Genomic DNA, 18,522 nt, shown 5'->3' with positions numbered 1-18,522 from the left:
CAAATTAAAATGATTATCAACTGAAAATCATTTAAATAAGAATCATTTTAAAGTACGGATCTGCCAATGCTGAATCGCCATGATCGTCTTCGCGTCGACAATCGTTCCGTTTGCTACGAGTTCGAGCGCTTGTTCAAGCTTCAATGTTTTGTTCTCAAGGAACTCATCTTCATCGAGCTGACGATCACCGGCAGTAAGACCAATCGCTTCATAAATATGTACACGTTCGCTACAGAAACCAGGCGCACCGTAGAAATCAAAGACATGTCGTAACTCTTTCGCGACGTAACCTGTTTCTTCCTTTAATTCACGTCCGGCACAATCGAGTGGATCTTCACCTTTCTCGAGTTTGCCCGCTGGTATCTCGATCGATAGACTCTCGAACGCCTTCCGATATTGTTCAACGACAATCAGATCCCCTTGTTCATCAAAAGCGATGATGGCGACGGCACCATTATGATAGACCAGTTCACGAACCGAGGTATTACCGTTCGGTAACGTGACGACATGTTTCTCGACATCAAAAACTTTTCCTTCATAGATCACTTCACGTTCAATCGTTTTTTCTTCCATCGGTAGTGTTCCCCTCTTCTATCCTAGTTTACGTTCTCTGTCATGATTAGTATGCCGTTTCCGACGTATTGCCGCAAGACTTCAAGCCGTCTTTTTCATAAGATATGATACACTAGAATGCAGAAGTTCCAAACTTACAGTTCATTTAAGAAAAGAGGGAATTGAACATGTCATTAGGATTAGGTACGATGACGATCTTAAAACGCGGACAGGAAGAAGCGGCAGCAATCCTGCGGACGGCACTCGACGCGGGTATCACCCATTTCGACACAGCGGATGTCTATGCAAACGGAGCCGTCGAATCGATTATCGGTCAAACCTTCGCGCAAGAGGATCGTAGTCGATTGTTTCTTGCCTCAAAAGGTGGCAATCGAATGAATGCGACCGGAACCGGTTGGACTTGGGATCCGAGTTATGACTATTTGAAGCAAGCCTGTCTTGAAAGTTTAAATCGACTCGAAACACCTTACCTCGACCTATATTACGTCCATGGTGGCACGATGGACGACGATATCGACGCATCGATTCGCGCGATGGAAGACTTAAAAGCAGAGGGGAAAATCAAGGAATATGGTCTCTCGTCATTGCGACCGAACGTCATCGAATATTGGCTTGAGCATAGTAATTTCTCTTACTTGATGACGCCTTATTCATTGCTCGATCGTCGCATCGAAGAGTTGTTACCACGCTTAAAAAAGAAAAACATCCAAGTCGTTGCCCGCGGTCCACTGGCAAAAGGACTGTTGACACACGAAAGTGCCTCACGCCTGCAGTCGGTTGATCGTTTCGAACAGTTCGATAAAGAGACGCTCGAAGCCAGTCTACAACAATTACAAAACTTCCCGCTTCCAGCGCTTGCATTGCAAGCAATCGATCAACAGGTCGATATCGTCCTTCCAGGTGCGTCAAGCGTGTCGCAACTTCAAGCGAACGTCCAAGCGATGAAAGAGCCGGTTTCGCAAGCTCAGATCGACCAGGCGCTTGCTACACTGCCAGTTCATCACTATACCGAACACCGGTAAGGTTTAACACTCCATTTCTCCGGGAATCTCCTTCTTTGTAACGTTCATACAGAGGAGGAGTTTTATTATGGCACGTATTTTAATCGTATCAACAAGCGCAGATGACATGAATGGTCACAAAACAGGATTATGGTTCGAGGAGTTCGCAGCACCTTACAACCTGTTCAAAGATGCAGGACATGACGTGACGGTCACGTCCATCAAAGGCGGAGATGTTCCAATTGATAAAGCATCGATCGTCAAAGAAATCTTACCGAAATTCCAAGATGCTCGCCGTGCGTTGCACGATACGAAAGCACTTTCTGAAGTAGATCCAGCATCATTTGACGCTGTCTACTTCCCAGGTGGTCACGGTGCGGTCGTCGACTTCCCGAATAACCCACAAGTGGCGAGTGCCATCGAAGCTGTCATCAAAAAAGACGGCGTCGTCGCATCGGTCTGTCATGGCCCTGCTGCCTTCGCGCACGTCATGATCGATGGCAAACCCTTCGTATCAGGTCGTCAAATCAACGGCTTTACGGATGAAGAGGAAAAATCAACAGGTCTCGAAGATAAAGTACCATTCTTACTTGAGACGACACTTCGCGGTGAAGGGGCTACTTTCCTGACATCGGATGCTGGTAAAGAGTTCGCTGTCATCGATGGCAATGTCGTTACAGGACAAAATCCGGCTTCAAGTGAAGCAGTCGCAAAACTAGTCCTTGCGAAACTGGCTACACAGGCTTAATCGAGTAGTCTCTATACAAAATGGAGCAGGCGACGGTATGTCGCCTGCTCCATTTTTTGACGTGAATTATAACCGATGAAGCGAATCCAATCGTTCGAGATCGGCTTCTGTCTCACGCTTTTTTCGTTCAAGCCGCTTTAACTCGTTTTCGAGTTGTTGCTGTTGAGCTCGCAGCATTGATCGTTCTTCCTCTGTAAAGGAACGAGCTACTTCTTTTTCTTTGAAATACCACCACTTTTTAATTTTCTCAGGTGGTGGTCCGATCTCAATCTGTTGCTCATGCTGTTTGACCTCATCCATTTGTTCAGCATGGGCCAATTGAAGCTGTTCTAATTCTGTCTCATAAGCTGTTTGTCTAGCTTCAAGAATCGGTGTCAGGTACGCAAGGATATGCGCCGTCAAGTCTCGCTCGACGACTCGTCGTAATACATCTCGACGAAGTGAGGCTTCCGAATTGCCCGAAGCATTCTTCCAGACGGTTGGATCCGCCTGTTCTAGAATCTCCTCTTCTTCCGCTTCTCCGAGCCAGCGTAATTTGAGTAATAATGGCTCGAGGAGTGCCTCCTCTACATACGCCGTAAATTGCGAATACGACGTCGCTTCTCGCGTCAACGGTTCTTCATGTAGGTGAAATAACGCTTCTGCCTCTTCTTCGATCCAGTCTTCGTAATCATTAAAGTACATGGTTTAACTCCTTACTTCATCTCATCAAAAACAAGACTGGCTCGAATCCGCCATCTACATGACAGTCGAGCCAGTTTTGTTAGACGTTCGCTCCGTTTTTTTTGATTTCCGCGATCGCCCAATCACACCAGTCCAAGTAATTCAACATCATACGCAAGCCGTATTCACTCGTCAAGGTCTCACCTAGTGTCGCACCGTTCTCGAGATGATCGTGACGCCAACTTTGCATCATCTCGACGGCAAATTGATGGTGTCGCTTCGATTCTTCTAGATAAGCGACAGCTTCCTCTGGTGGGAGCAGATGCAAGAGCGAGACACGCATCAAGTTCTCATCCTTCATCTTCGGTTTGAATTCATTCGGTGTCCGTAACCATTCGACGAGCTCCGTCCGCCCTTTATCCGTGATCGAATAGACTTTCTTATCCGGCAGATCTTCTTGAACGATATGAACGCTCGTCACAAGTTCTGCCTCTTCCATTTTTAACAACTCTCGGTATATTTGTGTATGATGTGCGGTCCAGAAGTGGATCATCTGTTTTTTAAAAGTCGCGCTCAAATCATAACCGGTCGCTTCCCCTTGGGTCAGCAGCCCGAGTAGTGCAAATCGTAATGCCACTGGCTGCACCTTCTTTCCTTCTTTTGTATATATACTTAATTATCTCAAATATACCTGAATTTCGCTACTCTCGTGTCGAACAAATGTACGAATGAAAACGACCTACGTCGACATCACATTCGATCGTAGGTCGTTCTGTGTCATGATTCTCAAGATTAGCTTAGGTTACGTAATCTTTCGATTCCCTGTTGGACATGTTTCCAGTAAGAAGAAGGATGCGGAACGAATTGATGACGATCGAACCATTCTCCTGTTTTATCCTGAATACGCTCAATCGTCACGTCAGCGATGCGATCCAACTGCTCAATCGAAAAAGCGATTAATCGTTTCACTTCGGTTTCCTGGAGCATATACGATTCTAACGCTTGATCACTTTGTGCGAGAAACACATGGCATCGTTCACAATCCCAAAGTGTCGCATCCCGAAACTCCTCCTCCTGAACTCCAAGAGGTATTAGTTGATCAAAGGTATAAGCTAAACCAATCTCTTCTTCGAGTTCCCGGACACCATCTTCAACTGTCTCATTTGCAAGCAGATGACCGGCTGCCGTGATATCGAGCATTCCCGGAAAGTCCTTCTTTTGTTCAGAACGTTGCTGGAGCAACACGACGTCCCGCGTTGGATCATAGACGAAACAATGAAACGTTTCATGCCATAGACCTTTTGCGTGGACTTCTGATCGCGGACGCGGTCCGAGCGGATTCCCAGCTCGGTCCACCGTCATGATCATCTCTTGTTCACTCATCGTAACACCTTCGATGCTTGATGGAATCGTTCTCCAACCGTATAGAGTTCAGCGATCAAGAAGACACTTGCGATCCAGATGATAGCACTTGGAAACAGAATCATCGCCGTCAAGAATAGAAATCCTTCCGTTCGTTCGATGAGTCCTGGTTGATATTGAAACGACTTGTAACCGTAGTTCTCACTAACTGCTCCGATCGCAAGGAACATCGTCATCCCAATGACGAATGATGCGACAAGTAACAGAATCACAACCTGCGTTTCCGGAAACCGGAGTGCGAGACCAATTAACACTGACAGTTCGACAATTCGGTCGAGAACAAGATCAAGAATCGTACCAATTGGTGTTGTCTTCTCTTTTCTTGCCATCGTGCCATCAATAACGTCGAGCATACCCGAGATCCACAATAGGACAATTGCCGTTCCCATCATGTCGTTATAGACGAAAAAGCCTGTCGCACCACCGATGATGCCCGAAATGATCGTCACCTGCGTCGCTGATAATCCAATTTTCTTAAATAAGGTCGCCCCTTGATCAAACAGGGGTTGAACGATTTTACGCGCACGCGTATCTAACATGTCACCCCTCCTTTCTAACGATATACCCTTCTATCGAATGAATCGTCTCGTCTGAAGAAAGTACGAGCCGTTCGCCTGATGGCCGTTCCACTTCGTAGAACCGAACGCCATATTGAATGAGTTCTTTCGTAATCGTAACACGCTCATCCGTTTCCTTCGTCGGTCTTGAGACCAAGTTAACTGACGTCAACGGATACCAAGTCGCTTCGATGTAGATGCCTTCACCGAAAAACGGACTTGTCTGACTGAGCGTGATCGGTGTGCCGCGATCCACGATCCGTCCTTGTTCCAAAACATAAATGACATCTGCCATCGCCATTGCCTCTTCCCGGTCATGCGTGACAAGCAGTGTCGTGACGCCTTGTTCCTCGGTCAACTTTCGGATCAATGTCCGAAGTTCTCGTCGTCTCGGTACATCTAGACTCGAGAACGGTTCATCGAGCAACAAGAAGTCCGGCTGACTCGCCAGCGCACGAGCTAGACTCGCACGTTGCTGTTCACCACCTGAAAGTTCGTGGATGGCACTTCGTCCTCTCCCCTCGAGTCCAACGCGATATAACCAAGAATCAAGTTCGATCGGTGTTAACTGTTTCGCACCGAGGCGAATGTTTTGTTCAACGTTCAAATGCGGAAACAATAAAGAGCGTTGAAACATCATCGTCACACCTCGTTGATTCGGAGAGAGTGTCGTGACGTCTCGTTCCCCGAATCGAATCACTCCACTCGTCACACGTTCGAGACCCGCAATCAGGCGGAGAAGCGTCGTTTTCCCGCTACCACTCGGTCCGACTAAAGCCACGCATTGTCCAGACGCGATGCTTACATCGATATCAGACAACACTTGTTTGCTTCCAAATCGTTTATTGACTTGTTGTATCGTGACTTCCATTTAAACGCCTCCGTACGATTCGTATCCAGCCAGAAAAAATAACGGCTTGTAATACATAAAAAAGAATAGGTAATCCAATCAACCAAAGTGTCGCCAGACGAGCTGCCTCCTGGGAATTACCAGAATACGCCGGGAACACTTCCAGTGCGATCATGCGGACGATTCCGCCTCCAATCAACGCAACAAGAGCATATTGACTGATCGTGATCACGGTGACGAGCAACGTCACGGACTGTAATGTCGATCGTAACATCGGTCCCGTCAAATAAAACCAACGTTTGAATCGATTTCCTTCGAGCAAGACCATCTGTTCGAGCATCCGCTCACCGAGCGTCTGAAATCCGTTCGTGTACAAACGGACTGTATATGGCAATGTCGGCAGAAGCAACACGAGCAGTACACCGAAAAAACGATCTGCCAGACCGAGCCGGATCCATGTCAAATAGAGACCGAACGACAACAATAAGACGGGAACGAATAGCGGCAAACTAATCAAGAACTCTGCTATACGAATGCGTGTCCCGGTTTGAAAAGCGATCGCTTTTCCTGCCATGTATCCGAAGAGATGATTTAACAATATAACGGCACAGACCATTGCAATGGTCGTACCAAGCGTTGCTTCAAGACGCGGATTCCAATTCCATTCTCCCGGAATTAAACCGATCAATGGAACGTTGAAAAGAAGAACAATACATACGATGACGCTAGTTTTTTTCATTCACTTCGCCCCCTACTGATCTTCGTTGCCAACGGGCGGGTTAAACCCGTCATGAGCACTAGTAAGAGGAAAAGTCCACCCGTCAAGACGACACTCATCGCAAAAGCGAGCGGTTGTTCCGATAAATCACCTTGTGTGTATAAGTCAAAGGCATAGACGCCAAGTAATTTCGGATAGGTCACGCCGAGTAATGCCGGAATTTCATACGCGAATAAAATAAAGGCAAGTAAGATAAAGCCGGCTTCAAGCATGGGAACGAGCAGGAACACACCCCGTGCATGCCAGAATCGGCGCACTGGCGATAAATCGAGCATCATACCGAGTTCTTGGTAACGTGGATCGAGACGTCGTACAACCGGTAAGAGATAAAAAAAGACGAACGGAATTTCTTTATATAGATACGTCAAGATGACACTGATGTAGTTCCCTTCATGCGGTCCGATGATCGGCACATCACTGAGGTAGAGGATTGCGAGATACGCCGCTCCTAGATGAGGAATGAATAACGGAATCGCGAGCAACACCGCTAGCCGTGTTCTGCTCAAGATTCGTGCGAGCATCACACCGATGATCAAGGCAATGCCCGTACTCACGATGGCAACGTAACTACTGACGGTTAGACTCTCTAAAAAGACGTCATCCGTCAGTAGCTCATGATAGTCGGTGGGTGACGTCATTGAAACACTGACCCACAGCCCGTATAAGACCATCCCTGCCATCAGAATTGCAGCAGGATATATGTTACCGCGCCACACGAGACGGCCATTCCTTACGGATCATCTCGAAGACCGATGGATCTAGTTCCGTCCGGACTTTCCCTTCAAAGACACTCGGCTTCGGTGTCGACGGTGCGGCCGGTACATCAGCGAACTGCTTTTGTTCTGCCTGATCAAGTGTCGACAAATCGAGACTCGTTCCATCGCCCCAGTAAGTCGCATCATATTTTTTCAATTGTGCCTCTGGTGACAACAGCGTATTGATCGTAACGAGTGCACCTCTCGGGTTCGGTGCGTTGAATGGTACGGAAAGGAAATGGGTCGATGCGATTGAGCCATCCTTCAAAACAATCGGACGCGTTTGTTTCGGAAACGTTCCTGACTTCACTTCTTGTTCTGCCCGTCGTTCGTTGAAGCCCATCGTGAAGTCGACGTCTCCCTTCGCGTATAACTGATCGAGTTGCGCAAGCGTCTTCGGATACGTTTTCCCCTTTTTCCAGAGGTACGGTTTGATTTCGTTCAGGTAAGCCCATGTCTTCTTGAAGTCTGCTTTTGGGTCTTTTAGGGTCGCGTTCGATTCGACACCATACATGACGTGACGGACGAAGGCGTTTCCTGTAAAATCCGTCACTTCTGGATACGTGAAGCGTCCTGGATTTTCCTTGACCCAAGACTTCAACGCTTGTAAGTCCTTTGGTGGCGACTTTACATCAGCTGCGTCATAGTGCAACGTATATTGGACTTTTCCCCATGCGGCTTCGAGCCCGTCTGTTTTCGTACCGCTATCTGAACTTTGGGCGGCAGCATCAACGTATTTCATGTTTGGAAGAACTTTTGTAATTTCCCCATAAAGTAACTCATCTTTTTTAGCATTCAAGAAGTTATCGCCATTAATCCAGACGACATCGATGACGCCTTTTTCCTTACCTGCCTTTTTCTCAGCACGTAATTTTTGAATAATGTCTGCCGTCTCGATCGGAACGCGTTCGAGTGTAATATTATGTTCCTTCTTCAGACGGGGCGTCACATATTCATCGATATAGGCGTTGATTCCGTCATCGCCCCCCCACATGTACATCCGAACCGTTGATTTTTCTGCTTCTTTCTCAATCGTCTGATAAGCGGTTCCTAAAACGTTTTTCGGTTCCGGTGTCGCATCCGGCGTCCCGCACCCGGCAAGCAAGGTACCTAAGGCAAGAAAGCTCATTACTTTTGTTTTCATTCGTTGTTCTCCTCCGTCATCACTTTTTGTCAAAACCTGATTTTCCTAACCATTCAATCAGCCGCGGCATGACGCCGTACCCTTTTGCGGAAAGCTCCATCCACCACGGCGCATTGACCTCTCGCTTTCGGCGACGCATCGCCCGAACGACGGTCAGTGCGAGTTGTTCTTTCGATAAGACGATCGAAGCCACGTTTTTTTCATATTTTCGGCTGATGTCAGCTCGAACAAAAAATTCCGTCGCAATCGGTCCTGGGTTGACCGTCATGACGTGGATGCCTTTTGGACGTAACTCCAGACGTAACGCATTCGAAAACTGCAACATAGCAGCTTTTGTCATGCAATAGATCGTCGACTTCGGTGTCGGCAACTTTCCTGCCTGACTCGCGACATTGACGATCATGCCGCCTTCTCGAAGTAACGGAAGGCACGCTTTCGTTAGACGAACAGGACTTAAGACATTGATTCGGTGCATCGATTCGATCGTTTCAATCGAGGTATCGTCTAGGAAGCTGAATTCCCCGAAACCTGCGTTATTAATCAAAATATCGATTCGTCCATAACGATTTGCGAGTGTTTTCGCAAGAATTTCGGGCGCCACTTCCAAATCGTAGACCAGGTAGTCTGCCTGGAGTTCAGATGCTAACGTTTGTAATCGATCCTCGCGTCGTGCGATTAAAATCAAGTTTGCCCCTTCTTTATGCAGAGTGCGCGCCAGTGCTTCCCCGAGTCCACTTGAAGCACCGGTGATGACGATCGTCCGGTTGATGAGTTGCATTAAACTTCCTCCATTTTCGAATAGTAGAGGATACCAGATCGTTTCTCAACCGTAATCGCACCACGTGCGACAAGCGTATCAAGACGTGCCTTCATTTCACTCATGACGAGCGGGAATGATTTTTTTAATCGATTCCCATACGTCACTTGTGCTAATTCAAATAACGTATGCTCTTCTGAAAAATACTTTAACAGTTGATCGCCGCGTGCCTTGCGTTGCATCAATCGTTCTTCAACGAGTGCCGCGACATCGCGAATCGGATCACCATGACCGGTATACGCAATTCGGATCTGTTCTCCTTGTAGTTTTTCCAAGGAGTCGAGATACGCAAGAACGGGTCGTTTCACGAGCACGTCATCACCCGGTTGCGGTTGTTCAAGCAACGGGTTCGGTTCGACCCGGTCCAGCAAATGGTCCGCCGCGAACAATATACCATCGTCGCTTAAAATTCCGATTTGGTCACTCGCATGACCCGGCAGTTCGATGACGCGATATCGCCCAGAAGGTGTAATTGCGTCGCCTTCCTTTAATATGAAATCAAGCTGACCTTTTCCAAGCCATTTTAAGGCAGATTGATAGCTCGGTAACATCTCTTGAATCGCTGACGGAACACCAAATGAAGTCGCCAGTCGACGTAAGAACACGTCCCCATTGTTTAGGAACGTCTCGTTCTGTTCCAAATACGGACGCAACCGCGCATGTCCATAGACAGGAATGCCTTTCTCTGAAAATCGATGTGCCATCCCAGCATGATCCGCATGGTGATGCGTCACGATGACACGATCTAAATCCTCAACCCTCAAATCGTGTCGCGCAAGCGTCTGTTGCATCATTTGCCACGCCTCGAGTGTATCGGGTCCACAATCAATGAGGATGTTTTCCCCTTCCGTTCGTAACACATAACAGTTCACGTCCCCTACAGGAAATGGTGTGGGAATCGGAATCGGGATGATTTCGTCTGATACAGTCATGCCTACACGCCTCTTTTCTCTCGTCCATTTTCTTTCATTATAGAGAGAATGAAGCTATAGCGCCAAACTTTGTGCGTCAACGGATGATATTTGTTGTCTAGCTTACGCTAGAGTATAAGAAATGGATGCACAAAAAACCGACCTTTCCGCAGATTGAAAGGTCGGTCAAAAACTTATTTTAAGTTGAGGACTGTTAATTTGTCGCGTGTCATCGAAGCTAAGCTACGTCCGACACCTTGAACACCAAGACCCGATGATTTAACACCGATGAATGGGAAGTGGTCAGGACCACGTTCCGTACGTCCATTGATTTGAACAGAACCTGTTTCAAGCGCGTCCGCTACCGCAAACGCAGCATCGATGTTTTCCGTGAAGACACTTGCTTGAAGACCGTATTCTGATTCGTTCGAGTATGCGATCATTTCGTCGACCGAGTTAACACGAATAATTGGAAGAACTGGTCCGAACGGCTCTTCCCAAGCGACGCGCATGTCACGTGTCACGTTGTCAAGAAGTGTTGGTTCGATCAAGTTCGCTGTACGTCCGCCACCTGTGACGAGCGTTGCGCCCTTGTCTGTTGCGTCCGTAATCAAGCCTTCGACGAAGTCCGCTGATTTCGTATCGATGAGTGGTACGACGACACTTTCTTGTTCAGGTGAACCGACTGTCAATTTTGCAATTCGAGTCTTAAGTTCTTCAATAAGCGCATCCGCTTGGTGATCGAGAACGAAGACACGTTTGATTGCTGTACAACGTTGACCTGAGTAAGAGAATGCACCACTGATGATGTGATCTGCTGCAAGGGACAGGTTCGCATCCTCAAGAACGAGTGCTGGGTCTTTTCCACCGAGTTCAAGGACAAGTGGAATCATTGCAGATTGACGTGATAAATGTTGTCCTGTTCCTGTACCACCTGTGAATGTGATCATGTTGATTCCCGGATGAGCTGTCAAGTAATCACCGATGACTGATCCACGACCTGTGACGATGTTTACGAGTCCAGCTGGAAGGCCTGCTGCGACGAGTGCCTCGACCATTAAGATACCGCTGATTGAACCTTGTGTTGCCGGTTTAAAGACGACGGCGTTCCCTGTCATGAGTGCAGGTGCGAGTTTCGCTGCTGCCAAGTTAACTGGGTAGTTGAACGGTGAGATGGCAAGCACGACACCGAGTGGCGCTTTTTTGATGACCGCGATTTTTTTCGCGCTACCGCCTGGGAACGAATCCCCTTGCATCATCTGACCGTCGAAACGGAGACCTTCTTCCGCAGTGTAGCGAATGATTTCAGCTGTCCGTTTGACTTCTTTGACGCCATCTGCACGTCCTTTACCGACTTCGCGCATGATGACTTCACCGATTTCGTCCGCACGTTTCTCGAGTTCCGTTGCCCAAGCGTGAAGCAGTTCAGCCCGTTTGTTCGCTGGTTGTTTTGCCCACTCTGCTTGTGCCGCTTTCGCTGAAGCGATGGCACGATCGACTTCTGGTTTTGTCATCGCTTGAACACGACCGACAAGATCCTCTTTATATGGTGAAGAGATTTCAATCGTCTCTTTTGATTCACTTTCATGCCATTTTCCATCTAGTAAAAACGTGTAGGTTGTTGCTGTAGTCATTCCACTCTACCTCCATTTATTTTTATCTCTCTCATTTCAGTGTGTGGCTGCATAGCTTATTGTAATCAATTGGTCTGACAAATGCCAAACTTTTTGCTTAACATATTATGAAAGCGATTACAACACTTTTTTTGTCGATTCAGAACTAGAATTTTTAACGTAGCATGCCGATAACTAGTCAGAAGTGAAGTGAAGGTAATGGAAAGGGGCACAACCATATGTACAATCAGCACGATATTTTATTAGAAGCCGGCACGAACGAACTCGAGATCGTCATCTTCCATTGTGGTCCGTATACGTTCGGTATCAACGTCATGAAGGTTCGGGAAATCATCGTTCCGCTCCCGATGACACCACTTCCGGGTACACCGGATGCTGTCAAAGGATTGATCGAACTCCGCGGCGAAGTCATGACGGTGATCGATTTGCCTACAGTCATCGGTGTTCCCCACGACGAAGCAACCGAGGATCGACTGATCATCTGTGAATTCAATGGGGAAAAGAGCGTCCTGCGTGTCGATTCCGTGACGGAAATCCGTCGTATCTCATGGGAACAGATCGATACACCAAACGAACTTGCTCGTGGCATCGAAGGGTTAACGAATGGTGTCGTCAAAACGGGAGACAAGATGATCATCCTGCTCGACTATGAAAAAATTGCCCTTGAGCTCTCACGCAAGGATATCTTCGCCCGCGAAGAAGGACGTCGCGTCCAGTCCCGTGACCGGTCCGATAAAATCATCTGGATTGCCGAAGACTCGGAAATGCTCCGGACGTTGATCATCGAAACACTCGAGGAAGCCGGTTACCACGGACTGAAGTGGTTCATCAATGGTAAGGAAGCTTTTGATGCGTTTGAGAACGGAAGCAACTGTGATCTCCTGATCACCGATATCGAGATGCCGAAGATGGATGGACTTCATTTAACGAAACGACTCCGTGAAGATGATCGTTATGCAGAACTGCCGATCATTGTCTTCTCTTCCTTGATTTCCGACGATTTACGCCATAAAGGCGAGTCCGTTGGTGTCAATGCACAAATCACGAAACCGGAAATCGGTCGATTGATCGAAACGGTTGATTCATACGTCTTATAAGAAAAAAGAAAAAAAGCCGACGAGATGTCGGCTTTTTTAATCTATTCGATTCCTCAACGCAGTACGTCAAGATTTTTTCCAGTAAACACATCGAGCCAGATGACCCGGAATTCAACCATGCTGTCTTCAATCCGATCGACGATTTCTTGCGTACCGGTCATGGAACCGGATTCTGCTTCTTTTTCAAGCAGTTCGAAATCATCGGCTAAATCATCAGCGGCAACGGAATAGGAAGCACCTTTTAGCAAGTGAGCGAGCTTTTCAGTTTGCTCAGCATCTTGTTTAGCGACGGCATCTTTCAGTTCAGGAAACTTTCGATCGAACTGCGCGATATACGTTTCTCCAATTTTTTGAAGGAACGCGTGATCCCCACCCGCGATCGATTGAAGTTCTTCGAGCTTCTTAGCATTAAAAAAAGGCATGTCTTCCCCTCCTCTGTTTTCATCTTATCACTAATCTTCGTAAAAAAAAATCGGAGAATCATTTACACGCCATCGTTTCTATTTCTATAATGAGACAGTGAAGAGCAGGAGGGATAGACAATATGTTGACGATTTATCGAAGCGATGTCACTGGGGCAGTCAACGAGATACAGGAGTTTACGAAAGGTTCCTGGATCCATCTTGTCAATCCGACCAAGGATGAAGCCGACCAAGTCATCGCTGCTACGAATATTCCAGAGGATTTCATTTATGACCCTTTGGACGTGGAAGAAAAACCACGTTTTGAAAAAGATGAAGAAGGCCTACTGATGATCGTCGACGTTCCCTACATCGAAGAAGAATCATCAGGACGCCGTTATAATACGATTCCGCTCGGTATCATCGTGACATCCCGTCATTTCATCACCGTTTGTTCGCAACAGCTCGATGTCCTGACGTTATTCTCGAGTGGTAAGTTGCGAGGATTCCGGACGAATTATCGATCGCGCTTCGTATTTCAGATTCTCTATAAAGTCAGTTCCTCGTATCTCCGTTTCTTACGCCAAATCGATCGACGGATGGATGAACTCGAGGAAGAATTACAACGTTCGATGCGAAATCAAGAAATCTTTCAACTCATGAACCTTCAGAAATCATTGGTCTATTTCATGACATCCTTGAAATCGAACGATGGTGTCCTCGACCGAATCATCAAGACACCGAGTCTTGAGAAACACGAAGACGATGAAGACTTACTCGAAGATGTCTTCGTCGAACACCGGCAAGCAATGGAAATGGCACAAATCTATAAAGACATCATCAGTTCGACGATGGATACATTCGGTTCCGTCATCTCGAACAATGTCAACTTCGTCATGAAGTTCCTCGCCTCGATTACGATCGTCATCTCGATTCCGACGATGATATCTGGGATGTTCGGAATGAACGTCCATGTCCCTTGGGAAGGAGAAGTCATCGGTTTTTGGATCGTCTTCGGCATGATGATCTTCTTCTCTGGTCTTGCCGCATTCATCTTATGGCGGAGAAGGTTCTTCTAGTTCAAGTAAGCGCAAGACTTGTATGACTCAAAAAAGACTCAGTGACGGTGTTTCTGTCGCTGAGTCTTCTTCATTTACATGTTAATTGATTTCGACTGTCACGAGACAAAGATCATCCGCTTCATCGCTCTGATCCGGTTGAATCAGCTGATGGATGTTCGGTCCTTGTTGTTCAATCAGATTTTGGATGGCATGAATTCCTTCATCAATACCTTTACTGTACAATTCCATGAAACCATCCGTGTACAGATAGACACATCCTGGTGAGACGATGTCGATCGTCTTGCTCGAATACGTCGAGTCTTCGAACATACCAACAGGAAGTCCCGTATTCTCAAGCGGAATGATTTGATCGTTCATCCGCAACAAACCAGGTGGATGCCCCGCGTTCGCATAGCTGAGTTTCATTTCATCTAAGTCGATATAAAGGTAGACAGCCGTGAAATAGATTTCTGTCTCGTCTCCCGGAAACAGTCGACTCATCTGTTGATTCAATTCTTCAAGCACTTGAGCCGGATCACCAATCCGGTGCACGAGTTCAAACAAGATTGAACTCATCCCCATCGTAATCAATGCAGAGGAGACACCGTGTCCCATGACGTCAAATAAGATGATGCCGTATTTATTCTGAGAGATGCGATACCAGGCATACATGTCTCCCGCTAGTTTCTTAGACGGGATATAGGTCGCCATGATGCGGATCTCATCGTCTTCGATATTGGCACTAAGCACACTCTGTTGCAGTTTTTGCGCCAAATCAAAGTCTTCCTGTAGCACTTTTTCATATCGTTTTCGTGCATCGATTGCTTGCTTCAGACCGATCGCATTACGAACTCGTGCGAGCAATTCCGTTTTTCGAATCGGTTTCGTCGTGTAATCAGATGCCCCTGCATTCAATCCATCAACGATATCTTCTTCGTTTGATCGACCCGAGACGATCAGGATTGGTAGTTCATCAAGACCAAACCGTTTTCGGATCAAACGTGTCGCCTCGATTCCGCTGATTCCCGGCATCTCAACGTCGAGCAGGACGACATCTAATTGCTCAATGAACAATGGATCCTCCATCAATTCGATTGCTTCTTCTCCACTCATGGCTTTGACGACGTCATATCCTTCATTTTCTAACAATCGCTCTAAGAGCATTAAATTTGTTAATTCGTCATCTACAACCAAAATACTCATCCGTCGTCACCTCGTTCTGTTTAACATGTTTATCTGAAATCAGTTTAGCACACAACCTACAATTTCGTTTAGACGGATGCTGCTTTTTCCGTCATACTAGAAAGTGAATGAAAGGAGGAGTGGACTATGTGGCTATATGTCGTCTCCATTCTCATCATCGTATTCGTCTTGGTCGCCTCGATCATTGTCATTTCAAAAGGATATGGCTATAAGGGCAACAAGGACGATATCGAAATCGATTATGATGAAATCAACCGAAAACTTCGTCACGAAAATGATGATGATTCATCCAACAAATGAACCTCTAAGACCATCATATCACGGTGGTCTTTTTAAATTCATTTCAAATACATGTTTTTTTTTTAGATGTTTTTGATTTGCTCACAAGGGTATATCCATATCATGGTTAAATACTATCTCAAGGAGTGTTTATTATGGAACCGAATCTTCAACATGATCCACACGCAACGCACGCAGAACATCCGAATCGTCAGTTTGATCAGGAGGAATCATCCGGTCGTCAAGTTAATCTTGTCACAGGGATGTTAATCGGTGCCCTTGTCGGCGGACTATTAACGCTACTTAGTTCTTCGTCCCGTCAAAACACGAAACAAAGCTTACGTGGTGCGAAGGATTCCGTCTCGACACTCGCGTCTTCCATCAAGGAAGATCCGTCGGGCAAAGCGTCGCAAGTTATCAATCAGGTAAAGAGTGCTTCAAGTATCATCCAAGAAGTGGCGTCTGACGTTCAAAACGTCTATGACAAAGTGAACACAGAACTTGAAACAGTGAAGTCTGATGCTTCGACTGTGAAAGATACAGTCAATGAGACAAAAGGTGACCTGAGTTCTATCAGCAATAAAGTCGTCGAAGCGAAAGATGTCGCACTTGGCAAAGAAGAACCACCTGCTGAGCACGATGCTTCTAATCAACAAGCAAATGATGCTCAATCTTCTGAGGAAAAAAATAAAGGTGAAGGCATCTAATCGTTTGGTGTACTTCTTCATTCTCCCCGATGTGTTCAACACGTCGGGGTTTTTTAACGTAGGAATTGAACAAGAATCGCGACGCGTTCACGTATCCCGAAACGAAGGACACCTGAAAGAGGTGTCTCTGCCGGAATCGCGTCCGTCAGTAACCCCAGTTGTTTCGCCTCTTTTCGAGCGCGGTACAGATGAAAATCTGACGTGACAATTGAGACACGTCGGACATTCTTTGGTAATAAGTCTTTTGAATACTGTAGATTTTCCGTCGTCGATGTCGAACTGGACTCAAGAACCAGTCGCTCCGCTTCAATGCCAGACGCCACCATTCCGCGTCGCATCGCTTCTGCTTCCGAGATATCCTCATCCGGTCCTTGTCCACCACTCAAGATGAAGCGGACATTCGGGTGTTGTTTCCCATATGCGGCTGCCGCCTGAATCCGATTATGTAAGATTTGCGACGGTTTCTCCCCTTTGACACCTGCGCCAAGAACGATGACATACGGCGACGACCCATCCGCAAGTGGTCGTTCTCCTCTGTTGACGAAAATCCCGACACTGTACCAGAAGGCGACACAAGCGACGAGTCCTCCACCAACCATCCATTTGATATTTCGTTTGTTGAACGTGCGTTTAATCATACCGTACGACCTTTCTGCTAAAAAATGGGTTACGGTATGCTGTACGAATGATGCTTGCAAAAAGTTTCAACCTGACGGGCTTTACCTCCAAAAAAATGCGATCTTCTCTGAATCGAGAACATCGCATTTTCCTATTGATTGACTCGTCATCAATTTCCCCAAATTGATGTCACGTATTCCGGATGATCAATGAATGGATTCCGGTTTTTTTGCCACTTCTCGAAGATGACGTCGTTACGACGCATTTCGAAGCTATCGACTGGATCAAGCTTATTCCATGCTTTCAGCGTCGATAATTTTCCATGTAATGGGTTCGTTCCATTGTTGACGTTTTCTGAGGCTTCGAGATCGATTTCTCCGCCACCTTCGTAACGAACTGCCATGTAGAAGATCATCCGCGCGATGTCACCTTTGACTCGGTTCGGTGGTTCCCACGAATCGCCATCACGGTAGCAATCGCATCCACTATATTTCGTACCGCCATTGTCGAAATCAAGATTCCCACGTGCGCTGTTGACGACGACATCTTCCGGACGCAAATGATGCAAGTCTGTTCCCGGTCCGTTCGTCGTACCAAAGTCACCGTGCGACTTTGCCCAGACGTGTTCCCGGTTCCATTGACCGACATTTCCACCATTGCTACTTTTCGCAATCGATTTCCCCGTGTATAACTCGATAACGTTGTTCGCATTGTTTGGATCTTGATCCGTTTCTTTCAGTGCTGTCCATACTGTGTCGTATGACACTTGTGTATGGTTGTCGATGATATCGTGCAGCGATGCCTTCAACGCTGCCCCTGTCTTTCCTGCTGCCGGTAGATAGTACGCATCGATCGTTGATTGAGATGTAACCATCTGCGGACCTGCCGCTACTTGTTTTGGATCGACTGTTTTTGCAGTGACCGGTGTAAAGACGATTGACCCGAGCGCAAGTGTTGCGGCAAGTGCACCTGTGACCTTTGACTTCCAGTTCATGCGTGTTCCCCCTCGATTGGTATGTATGAAAACGGATGTTACACGCTCATTTTCACATCGAATCCATTCATGGTGGAAGATGGACGATAGACCTGCTTTTTTGAAGATGAGTCGTCGTTCAGATTCTTTATCGAAAGACAACGGTTAGATGGTCCTGATTTTTTTCGTCTAAGACATCAATTGCATCAAAATAATTCTTCGAAAGAAATATTCTAGGGTCAAAAGTCACGAACGAAAGACACTGACAAATAAGAATCCGGGACGATATTCCTTTCCTCTAAGGCTTCACTATAATGAATCATGCAAGCG

General features: G+C 46.7%; 22 protein-coding genes. 6 read left to right on the top strand and 16 right to left on the bottom strand.

Features of this window, described 5'->3' with window-relative positions; genetic code table 11:
* Positions 1-42 precede the first annotated feature (42 nt).
* The gene (locus tag VJ374_RS05255; protein ID WP_035408909.1) at positions 43-573 is read right to left on the bottom strand and encodes an NUDIX domain-containing protein; all 531 of its coding nucleotides are present in this window, start codon (positions 571-573) and stop codon (positions 43-45) included.
* 167 nt (positions 574-740) lie between these two features.
* Here VJ374_RS05255 and VJ374_RS05250 point away from each other — a divergent pair, with 167 nt between their 5' ends.
* A complete protein-coding gene (locus VJ374_RS05250; RefSeq protein WP_308101223.1) occupies positions 741-1,595 on the top strand; it encodes an aldo/keto reductase in 855 nt (284 codons plus the stop codon).
* A 67-nt stretch (positions 1,596-1,662) separates the two neighbouring features.
* A complete protein-coding gene (locus VJ374_RS05245; RefSeq protein WP_035408915.1) occupies positions 1,663-2,322 on the top strand; it encodes a type 1 glutamine amidotransferase domain-containing protein in 660 nt (219 codons plus the stop codon).
* Positions 2,323-2,388: 66 nt separating this feature from the next.
* Here VJ374_RS05245 and VJ374_RS05240 read toward each other — a convergent pair whose 3' ends face one another.
* The 11 genes from VJ374_RS05240 to VJ374_RS05190 form a co-directional block, all read right to left on the bottom strand.
* A complete protein-coding gene (locus VJ374_RS05240) occupies positions 2,389-3,006 on the bottom strand; it encodes a DUF5320 domain-containing protein (RefSeq protein ID WP_035408918.1) in 618 nt (205 codons plus the stop codon).
* A gap of 79 nt (positions 3,007-3,085) precedes the next feature.
* On the bottom strand, positions 3,086-3,622 hold the full coding sequence (locus tag VJ374_RS05235; protein WP_035408921.1) for a PadR family transcriptional regulator: 537 nt from the start codon (positions 3,620-3,622) through the stop codon (positions 3,086-3,088).
* A gap of 155 nt (positions 3,623-3,777) precedes the next feature.
* On the bottom strand, positions 3,778-4,368 hold the full coding sequence (locus tag VJ374_RS05230) for an NUDIX hydrolase (RefSeq protein WP_035408926.1): 591 nt from the start codon (positions 4,366-4,368) through the stop codon (positions 3,778-3,780).
* Positions 4,365-4,946 (bottom strand): CDP-alcohol phosphatidyltransferase family protein, encoded by a 582-nt coding sequence (locus VJ374_RS05225; protein ID WP_035408929.1) that lies wholly within the window; start codon positions 4,944-4,946, stop codon positions 4,365-4,367. Before VJ374_RS05225 ends, VJ374_RS05230 begins: the two co-directional genes overlap by 4 nt.
* A gap of 1 nt (position 4,947) precedes the next feature.
* Positions 4,948-5,835: an ABC transporter ATP-binding protein gene (locus VJ374_RS05220; RefSeq protein ID WP_035408932.1), complete on the bottom strand. Its 888-nt coding sequence runs from the start codon at positions 5,833-5,835 to the stop codon at positions 4,948-4,950.
* On the bottom strand, positions 5,807-6,553 hold the full coding sequence (locus VJ374_RS05215; RefSeq protein WP_329470414.1) for an ABC transporter permease subunit: 747 nt from the start codon (positions 6,551-6,553) through the stop codon (positions 5,807-5,809). The genes VJ374_RS05220 and VJ374_RS05215 overlap by 29 nt, the downstream gene beginning before the upstream one ends.
* Positions 6,550-7,308 (bottom strand): ABC transporter permease, encoded by a 759-nt coding sequence (locus VJ374_RS05210; protein ID WP_329470412.1) that lies wholly within the window; start codon positions 7,306-7,308, stop codon positions 6,550-6,552. The genes VJ374_RS05215 and VJ374_RS05210 overlap by 4 nt, the downstream gene beginning before the upstream one ends.
* Positions 7,295-8,491, bottom strand: coding sequence for an ABC transporter substrate-binding protein (locus VJ374_RS05205; protein WP_035408940.1), 1,197 nt, complete (start codon positions 8,489-8,491; stop codon positions 7,295-7,297). Before VJ374_RS05205 ends, VJ374_RS05210 begins: the two co-directional genes overlap by 14 nt.
* A 19-nt stretch (positions 8,492-8,510) precedes the next feature.
* Entirely contained in the window at positions 8,511-9,269 is a 759-nt protein-coding gene (locus VJ374_RS05200) for an SDR family NAD(P)-dependent oxidoreductase (RefSeq protein ID WP_290749102.1), read from the bottom strand.
* Entirely contained in the window at positions 9,269-10,240 is a 972-nt protein-coding gene (locus VJ374_RS05195) for an MBL fold metallo-hydrolase (protein WP_290786333.1), read from the bottom strand. Before VJ374_RS05195 ends, VJ374_RS05200 begins: the two co-directional genes overlap by 1 nt.
* A gap of 173 nt (positions 10,241-10,413) precedes the next feature.
* Complete coding sequence (locus VJ374_RS05190) at positions 10,414-11,853, bottom strand: NADP-dependent glyceraldehyde-3-phosphate dehydrogenase (RefSeq protein ID WP_035408951.1); 1,440 nt, start codon at positions 11,851-11,853, stop codon at positions 10,414-10,416.
* A 218-nt stretch (positions 11,854-12,071) separates the two neighbouring features.
* On the opposite strand from VJ374_RS05190, the gene VJ374_RS05185 reads away from it, so the two are divergent.
* A complete protein-coding gene (locus tag VJ374_RS05185; RefSeq protein WP_035408954.1) occupies positions 12,072-12,950 on the top strand; it encodes a chemotaxis protein CheV in 879 nt (292 codons plus the stop codon).
* A gap of 53 nt (positions 12,951-13,003) precedes the next feature.
* On the opposite strand, the gene VJ374_RS05180 is transcribed toward VJ374_RS05185, so the two are convergent.
* On the bottom strand, positions 13,004-13,372 hold the full coding sequence (locus VJ374_RS05180; protein ID WP_035408957.1) for an Hpt domain-containing protein: 369 nt from the start codon (positions 13,370-13,372) through the stop codon (positions 13,004-13,006).
* A 122-nt stretch (positions 13,373-13,494) separates the two neighbouring features.
* Between VJ374_RS05180 and VJ374_RS05175 the strand changes: the two genes are divergently transcribed.
* Positions 13,495-14,430, top strand: coding sequence for a magnesium transporter CorA family protein (locus VJ374_RS05175; protein ID WP_023467658.1), 936 nt, complete (start codon positions 13,495-13,497; stop codon positions 14,428-14,430).
* Positions 14,431-14,511: 81 nt separating this feature from the next.
* On the opposite strand, the gene VJ374_RS05170 is transcribed toward VJ374_RS05175, so the two are convergent.
* Positions 14,512-15,615: a PP2C family protein-serine/threonine phosphatase gene (locus tag VJ374_RS05170; protein ID WP_035408959.1), complete on the bottom strand. Its 1,104-nt coding sequence runs from the start codon at positions 15,613-15,615 to the stop codon at positions 14,512-14,514.
* Positions 15,616-15,741: 126 nt separating this feature from the next.
* Between VJ374_RS05170 and ytzI the strand changes: the two genes are divergently transcribed.
* Positions 15,742-15,915: a YtzI protein gene (gene ytzI / locus VJ374_RS05165; protein ID WP_023467656.1), complete on the top strand. Its 174-nt coding sequence runs from the start codon at positions 15,742-15,744 to the stop codon at positions 15,913-15,915.
* 134 nt (positions 15,916-16,049) lie between these two features.
* On the top strand, positions 16,050-16,601 hold the full coding sequence (locus VJ374_RS05160) for a hypothetical protein (RefSeq protein ID WP_290749095.1): 552 nt from the start codon (positions 16,050-16,052) through the stop codon (positions 16,599-16,601).
* 53 nt (positions 16,602-16,654) lie between these two features.
* Here VJ374_RS05160 and VJ374_RS05155 read toward each other — a convergent pair whose 3' ends face one another.
* Both VJ374_RS05155 and VJ374_RS05150 read right to left on the bottom strand, forming a co-directional pair.
* The gene (locus VJ374_RS05155; protein WP_313489373.1) at positions 16,655-17,239 is read right to left on the bottom strand and encodes a YdcF family protein; all 585 of its coding nucleotides are present in this window, start codon (positions 17,237-17,239) and stop codon (positions 16,655-16,657) included.
* A gap of 149 nt (positions 17,240-17,388) precedes the next feature.
* Positions 17,389-18,213: an endonuclease I family protein gene (locus tag VJ374_RS05150; RefSeq protein ID WP_290749088.1), complete on the bottom strand. Its 825-nt coding sequence runs from the start codon at positions 18,211-18,213 to the stop codon at positions 17,389-17,391.
* Between the last annotated feature and the right edge of the window lie 309 nt (positions 18,214-18,522).

The sequence above is a fragment of the Exiguobacterium sp. 9-2 genome (assembly GCF_036287235.1).
Taxonomy (GTDB): domain Bacteria; phylum Bacillota; class Bacilli; order Exiguobacteriales; family Exiguobacteriaceae; genus Exiguobacterium_A.
The sequence above is the reverse complement of the archived record's forward strand: the minus strand, read 5'-3'. Positions and strand labels throughout refer to the sequence as shown.

Coding starts and splice junctions, on each gene's coding strand:
- VJ374_RS05160 (WP_290749095.1), top strand. CDS start 16,050: ATGGAACCGAATCTTCAACATGATCCACACGCAACGCACGCAGAACAT.
- VJ374_RS05170 (WP_035408959.1), bottom strand. CDS start 15,615: ATGAGTATTTTGGTTGTAGATGACGAATTAACAAATTTAATGCTCTTA.
- VJ374_RS05220 (WP_035408932.1), bottom strand. CDS start 5,835: ATGGAAGTCACGATACAACAAGTCAATAAACGATTTGGAAGCAAACAA.
- VJ374_RS05175 (WP_023467658.1), top strand. CDS start 13,495: ATGTTGACGATTTATCGAAGCGATGTCACTGGGGCAGTCAACGAGATA.
- VJ374_RS05185 (WP_035408954.1), top strand. CDS start 12,072: ATGTACAATCAGCACGATATTTTATTAGAAGCCGGCACGAACGAACTC.
- VJ374_RS05255 (WP_035408909.1), bottom strand. CDS start 573: ATGGAAGAAAAAACGATTGAACGTGAAGTGATCTATGAAGGAAAAGTT.
- VJ374_RS05155 (WP_313489373.1), bottom strand. CDS start 17,239: ATGATTAAACGCACGTTCAACAAACGAAATATCAAATGGATGGTTGGT.
- VJ374_RS05250 (WP_308101223.1), top strand. CDS start 741: ATGTCATTAGGATTAGGTACGATGACGATCTTAAAACGCGGACAGGAA.
- VJ374_RS05245 (WP_035408915.1), top strand. CDS start 1,663: ATGGCACGTATTTTAATCGTATCAACAAGCGCAGATGACATGAATGGT.
- VJ374_RS05150 (WP_290749088.1), bottom strand. CDS start 18,213: ATGAACTGGAAGTCAAAGGTCACAGGTGCACTTGCCGCAACACTTGCG.
- VJ374_RS05180 (WP_035408957.1), bottom strand. CDS start 13,372: ATGCCTTTTTTTAATGCTAAGAAGCTCGAAGAACTTCAATCGATCGCG.
- VJ374_RS05190 (WP_035408951.1), bottom strand. CDS start 11,853: ATGACTACAGCAACAACCTACACGTTTTTACTAGATGGAAAATGGCAT.
- VJ374_RS05230 (WP_035408926.1), bottom strand. CDS start 4,368: ATGAGTGAACAAGAGATGATCATGACGGTGGACCGAGCTGGGAATCCG.
- VJ374_RS05195 (WP_290786333.1), bottom strand. CDS start 10,240: ATGACTGTATCAGACGAAATCATCCCGATTCCGATTCCCACACCATTT.
- VJ374_RS05200 (WP_290749102.1), bottom strand. CDS start 9,269: ATGCAACTCATCAACCGGACGATCGTCATCACCGGTGCTTCAAGTGGA.
- VJ374_RS05225 (WP_035408929.1), bottom strand. CDS start 4,946: ATGTTAGATACGCGTGCGCGTAAAATCGTTCAACCCCTGTTTGATCAA.
- VJ374_RS05205 (WP_035408940.1), bottom strand. CDS start 8,491: ATGAAAACAAAAGTAATGAGCTTTCTTGCCTTAGGTACCTTGCTTGCC.
- VJ374_RS05215 (WP_329470414.1), bottom strand. CDS start 6,553: ATGAAAAAAACTAGCGTCATCGTATGTATTGTTCTTCTTTTCAACGTT.
- VJ374_RS05240 (WP_035408918.1), bottom strand. CDS start 3,006: ATGTACTTTAATGATTACGAAGACTGGATCGAAGAAGAGGCAGAAGCG.
- ytzI (WP_023467656.1), top strand. CDS start 15,742: ATGTGGCTATATGTCGTCTCCATTCTCATCATCGTATTCGTCTTGGTC.